Source organism: Streptomyces sp., assembly GCF_035644915.1.
Lineage (GTDB): Bacteria > Actinomycetota > Actinomycetes > Streptomycetales > Streptomycetaceae > Streptomyces.
Window position 1 is genome coordinate 1 of record NZ_DASQNP010000166.1, and the last position, 5,765, is coordinate 5,765.

Genomic DNA, 5,765 nt, shown 5'->3' on the forward strand with positions numbered 1-5,765 from the left:
CCCGCGCCCGTCCTCGACGACGAGACGATGCTGCTGCGCCAGCCGGAGGACATACGCCCGCGGCACACGGAACCGCAGCACACGGAGCCACGGCGCACGGAGCCGGGACGTGCGGAGTTGCGGCGCGCGGGGTCGCGGCGTGCGGGATCACGGCGTGCGGAGCCGCGCCCTCCGGGCGGTGGCCGGGCCGCGCGGCGGCGGGCCCAGCGGGCCCAGCAGGAGAGCCCGATGGTGATCGCCAGCCGGGTCGTCGGCGAGCTGTTCATCACCCTCGGCGTGGTGATGCTGCTGTTCGTGTCCTACCAGTTGTGGTGGACGAACGTGATAGCCGACCGCCACGCGGGCAGCGAGGCGAAGAAGCTCGAGGAGCAGTGGGAGGGGGAGGGGGAGAACCGCGATCCCGGGGCCTTCTCCCCCGGCCAGGGATTTGCGATCATGCACATCCCCAAGCTGGACGTGAAGGTGCCCATCGCCGAGGGCATCGACGAGGAAGGCGTCCTCGACCGCGGCATGGTCGGCCACTACGGCGAGGAACCGCTGAAGACCGCGATGCCCTGGGACAAGCAGGGCAACTTCGCGGTGGCCGGGCACCGCAACACCCACGGCGAGCCGTTCCGCTACATCAACAAGCTCGATCCGGGCGACCCGATCGTGGTGGAGACCCAGGACACCTACTACATCTACGAGATGACGAGCCGTCTGGACTCGACCCTGCCGTCGAACATCGGCGTCATCGGCCCCGTTCCGCCGGAGTCCGGTTTCACCGAGCCCGGGCGGTACATCACCTTGACCACCTGCACCCCGGAGTTCACCTCCAAGTACCGTCTGATCGTCTGGGGCAGAATGGTCGAGGAACGTCCCCGCAGCGAGGGGAAGCCGGACGCGCTCGTCCGCTAGCCTGCGCGGGGAACAGGGCGGAGAAGACGGACGGTGCGTCAGATGGCAGTGATCGACCAGGAGAGCGACGCGCAGCCGGGCCCGTCCCCCGCCCCCCGCCGCAGGCGCGTCCGGCTCGCCACCGTCGCCGGCGTCCTGGGCGAGCTGCTGATCACCGTCGGCGTGCTGCTGGGCCTCTTCGTCGTCTACTCGCTGTGGTGGACGAACGTGATCGCCAACCGCGAGGCCGAACGCGACAGCGCCGAGGTGCGCGAGCACTGGGCCGAGGACGGCCCGGCCGGCGCCGGGAAGGAGTACGACGCCGGCGAGGGCGTGGGCTTCCTGCACGTACCGGCGATGGGCGACGGTGAGGTGCTGATCAAGAAGGGCACCGACACCGACGAGCTCAACAAGGGCGTCGCGGGCTACTACACCAAGCCGGTGAAGGCCACGCCGCCCTGGGAGGGGAACGGCAACTTCTCGCTGGCCGCGCACCGCGACGGGCACGGCGCCAAGTTCCACGACATCCACAAGATCGACAAGGGCGATCCCGTCGTCGTGGAGACCGAGGACACCTGGTACGTCTACAAGGTCTACGAGGTCCTCCCGAAGACCTCGAAGTACAACGTCGAGGTCCTCGCCGACGTCCCCGAGGCGTCGGGCCGGAAAGAGGCGGGGAAGTACATCACCCTGACCACCTGCACTCCCATCCTCACCTCCGACTACCGCTACGTCGTATGGGGCGAGCTGGTGCGCACCGAGAAGGTGGACGAGCGGCGCACCCCGCCGGAGGAACTCCGCTAGACCCCTCTCCGCGCCCCCCCCGTGAGGGGCCCGTGACACAAACCGAGGGCCTGACCGGCATCCGAGCCGGTCAGGCCCTCGGGCGTAGTCGTACGGGGCGGGGCCGTACGCGCGGGTCAGCCCTCCCGGAACCCCCCGTCCATGCCCTCGATGAAGCCGCCCGGACCGCCGTTGCCGCCCGGACCGCCGCCGGGGCCGCCGCCGCCGACGGTGATCACCGTGACGCTGTCACCCTTCTTGGCCTGGGCACCGGCCTGCGGGGTGGTGGCCACGACCCTGGCGTCGTCCTGGTCGGGGCCCTGCACCTGGACCTGGAAGCCCGCGTCCTGGAGCGCCTTGCGGGCGTCCTTGAGCGTCTGGCCCTGGACGTTCGGGACGGCGACCGGCTGCTCCGCGGGCGCCTTGGCCACGGTCAGGGTGATCGTGGAGCCGGCCGCGGCCTTGGTGTTGGGCTCGATGCTCTGCGCGATGACCGTGTTCGGGGCCTTGGAGGCGTCCTCCTGCTCGGTCTTGTTGACGTTGAAGCCGAGCGCCTTGAGCTGGGCCTCGGCCGCCGCGTAGTCCTGGTCGATGACCCGCGGCACGGTCGGCCGCTGGTCCTCCGTGGCCACGGTGATGGTGATCGTGGTGCCGGGCCTGGCCTTGTCGCCGCCCGGCGGGTCCTGCGCGATGACCGTGCCGGCCGGCTGCTCCGAGATCTCCGCCTTGCGCTTGACCTTGAAGTTCGCGTTCTCCAGCTCCTGCTCGGCGGAGTCGGCCTCCTCGCCGACGACGTCCGGGACCTCGACCTCGCTGGGGCCCTTGGACATGATCAGCGTGATCGTGTCGCCCTCTTCGACCTGCTCGCCCTTGACCGGGTCGGTCTTGCAGACCGTGCCCTTCTTCTGGTCGCAGAACTCGCTCGATCCCCTGACGACCTCCAGGCCGACGTTGGCGGCACTCCGCTTGGCCTCGGTGAAGGTGAGGCCGGCGAGGTCGGGCACGGTCGAGGGGTTCTGGGACGGAGTGAAGATCACCTTGCCGATGAAGATCGCACCGACCAGGACCAGGATGCCGCCGAGCACCAGCAGGATCGTCGAGAGGTTGTTCTTCTGGCGCCGCCGGTCGGGCCGCTCGTCGTAGCCGTAGCCGCCGTCGTCCTCGCGCATCGGCGGCAGCATGGACGTCTGGCCGGCCGGCGGGGCCGTGGCGCGCAGGGCGGTGGTGGGCTGGTCCTCGGGGTGGTAACCGCCGCCTCCGCCGCTGCCGTACGCCGCCGCGCCCATCGCCGCCGCGGCGCCGACCGGCTGGCCGTCGAGGGCGGCCTCGATGTCGGCGCGCATCTCGTCGGCGGACTGGTAGCGGTAGTCCGGGTCCTTCACCAGCGCCTTGAGGACGATGGCGTCCATCTCGGGCGTGATCTCGGGATCGAAGACGCTCGGCGGCTGCGGCTCCTCCCGCACGTGCTGGTAGGCGACCGCGACGGGGGAGTCGCCGATGAAGGGCGGCCGCACCGTCAGCAGCTCGTACAGCAGGCAGCCCGTGGAGTACAGGTCGGAACGGGCGTCCACCGTCTCGCCCTTGGCCTGCTCCGGGGAGAGGTACTGGGCGGTGCCGATGACGGCCGCGGTCTGGGTCATGGTCATGCCGGAGTCGCCCATGGCGCGGGCGATGCCGAAGTCCATCACCTTGACCTGGCCGGTGCGCGTCAGCATGACGTTCGCCGGCTTGATGTCGCGGTGGACGATGCCGTTGCGGTGGGAGTACTCCAGGGCCTGGAGGATGCCGACGCACATCTCCAGGGAGCGCTCGGGCAGCAGCTTGCGCCCGGAGTGCAGCAGCTCGCGCAGGGTGGAGCCGTCGACGTACTCCATGACGATGTACGGGATGGACACCCCGTCGACGTAGTCCTCGCCGGTGTCGTAGACGGCGACGATCGCCGGGTGGTTGAGCGAGGCGGCCGACTGGGCCTCACGGCGGAAGCGGGCCTGGAACGTGGGGTCGCGGGCGAGGTCCACGCGGAGCGTTTTCACCGCGACGGTGCGGCCGAGGCGGGTGTCGTGGGCGAGGTACACCTCGGCCATACCACCTCGGCCGAGCACCGAGCCCAGCTCGTACCGGCCGCCGAGGCGACGCGGCTCTTCCATAGGCCAGCCCTTCCTTCATCCCAACTGCCCCGGAGAGGGCTGAAGCGGGGTGCTAAGAGTCATCAGGGTGCTTGCCATACCGTACCGGGTTCGCCTGACCCCTCTGTGGTAAGGGCTGCTTCTCCGCGGTCACCGTATGTAGTGGTTCGGCTGGATTCGTACGCCCGCGCACGGCGTCGCCCGGGGAGGGGCGGGAGGGGCGGGGCAGCGGTGTCCGGCACGCCCCGACAGGGGGAGCAGGGGCCCGTTGACGGCGCGGAGGACGTCCGGCCGGAAGGGGACCGCCGGGTTCCGCTCCCGCGCGCGTACAGGGCCCGTACAGGGGAGCGGCGGACGCGCGCCGGGCCCGCGCCGCCGCCCCGGCGAGTGCGCGAGATCACAGGCCGGACCTCTTCCCCGAGACGGCCCCGAGCCCCTCACCGCGCGGGAAGGCAGCCCCGCGGGCGGGGGCCGCCTTCCCGCCGAGTCCGGCGGTGACGCGTCGGGGGCGCGCCGGTACGGCCGGAGGGGCCGCCGGAACGCCACCGGGGCCGGCCACGGCATCCACCGTGGCCGGCCCCGGCCGGTTCCGTCCGCCGCGGGGAGCGGCGGTGCGCCCGCTGCTTCCCGCGGGTTACTTCTTGAGGGCCGCCTCCATCATCGCCTTCGCCACCGGGGCGGCCAGGCCGCCGCCGGAGGTGTCCGCGCGGGCGGCGTTGGAGTCCTCGACCACCACCGCGACGGCGATCGGCGAGGACCCGTCGTCGGTCTTGGCGTAGGAGATGAACCAGGCGTACGGCTTCTCCTTGTTGTTCTCGCCGTGCTGCGCGGTACCGGTCTTGCCGCCGACCTTGACGCCGTCGATCCGGGCGGTGGTGCCGGTGCCCTCCTCGACGACCGTCTCCATCATCTGCTGGAGCTTCTGGGCGTTCTCCGGCGAGACCGCCTGGCCCAGCTCCTTGGGCGAGTGCTCCTCGACGACGTTGAGGTTCGGCGCGACGAGCTGGTCCACCATGTACGGCTCCATCAGCTTGCCGTCGTTGGCGACGGCGGCGGCCACCATGGCCATCTGGAGCGGGGTGGCGCGGTTGGACGCCTGGCCGATGCCCGCCATGGCGTTCTGCGGCCGGTTGTCCTCGGGGTAGACGGACTCGACGGCGCGGACCGGGACGAACAGCTCCTCGTTGAAGCCGAACTTCTCGGCGTACTCGATCATCTTCTCGTTGCCGAGCTCTTTGCTGATCTTGGCGAAGACGGTGTTGCAGGACCACTGCATGGCCACCCGGAGCGAGGCGTTCTCACAGGGGTGGTTGCCGTCGTTGCCCAGGTCGATGGTGCTGTCCGGCAGCCGGTACGGGTCCGGGGAGTCGGTCCGCTCGTCGATGTCGTACATGCCGCTCTCCAGCGCCGCGGCGGCCGTGACGACCTTGAACGTCGAGCCCGGCGGGTAGGTCTGGCGCAGCGCCCGGTTGAGCATCGGCTCGTCGGGGGCGTTGTCCTTCTGGAGGGACACCCACGCCTTCTGGTCCTTGGAGGAGTTCCCCGCGAAGACGGACGGGTCGTACGACGGCTTGCTGACCAGGGCGAGGATGGCGCCGGTCTCGGGGTCGATCGCGACGGCCGCGCCCTTCTTGTCGCCCATCCCCTCGTAGGCGGCCTTCTGGACCGCGGCGTTCAGCGTGGTGACGACGTTGCCGCCCTTCCGGTCCTTGCCGGTGAGCATGTCGATGGTGCGGTTGAAGAACAGCCGGTCGTCGTCACCGGTGAGGATGCCGTCGTAGATGGCCTCCAACTGGGTGGCGCCGAACGCCTGGGAGGCGAATCCCGTCACCGGCGCCCACATCTTGCCGTTCCGGTAGGTCCGCTTGAACTTGAAGTCGGTGCCCTTGGTCTCGGTGGAGCCGGTGATGGCCTTGCCGTCGACGATGATGTTGCCGCGCGGCTGGCCGTAGCGCTCGATGGCGACGCGGCGGTTGTGCT

4 protein-coding genes are annotated in these 5,765 nt (G+C 70.5%); 2 read left to right on the forward strand and 2 right to left on the reverse strand.

Annotation, left to right across the window (positions count from 1 at the left end; genetic code table 11):
* Nucleotides 1-897 (forward strand): class E sortase (locus VE546_RS18745; protein WP_324923798.1); only part of this gene is annotated, 897 nt, incomplete at its 5' end.
* Between the two features lie 42 nt (nucleotides 898-939).
* Complete coding sequence (locus tag VE546_RS18750) at nucleotides 940-1,680, forward strand: class E sortase (RefSeq protein WP_324923800.1); 741 nt, start codon at nucleotides 940-942, stop codon at nucleotides 1,678-1,680.
* Nucleotides 1,681-1,796: 116 nt separating this feature from the next.
* On the opposite strand, the gene pknB is transcribed toward VE546_RS18750, so the two are convergent.
* Nucleotides 1,797-3,806: a Stk1 family PASTA domain-containing Ser/Thr kinase gene (gene pknB, locus VE546_RS18755; protein WP_324923802.1), complete on the reverse strand. Its 2,010-nt coding sequence runs from the start codon at nucleotides 3,804-3,806 to the stop codon at nucleotides 1,797-1,799.
* A 613-nt stretch (nucleotides 3,807-4,419) separates the two neighbouring features.
* Nucleotides 4,420-5,765: penicillin-binding protein 2 (locus tag VE546_RS18760; protein ID WP_324923804.1), on the reverse strand; the 1,346-nt coding region annotated here is incomplete at its 5' end.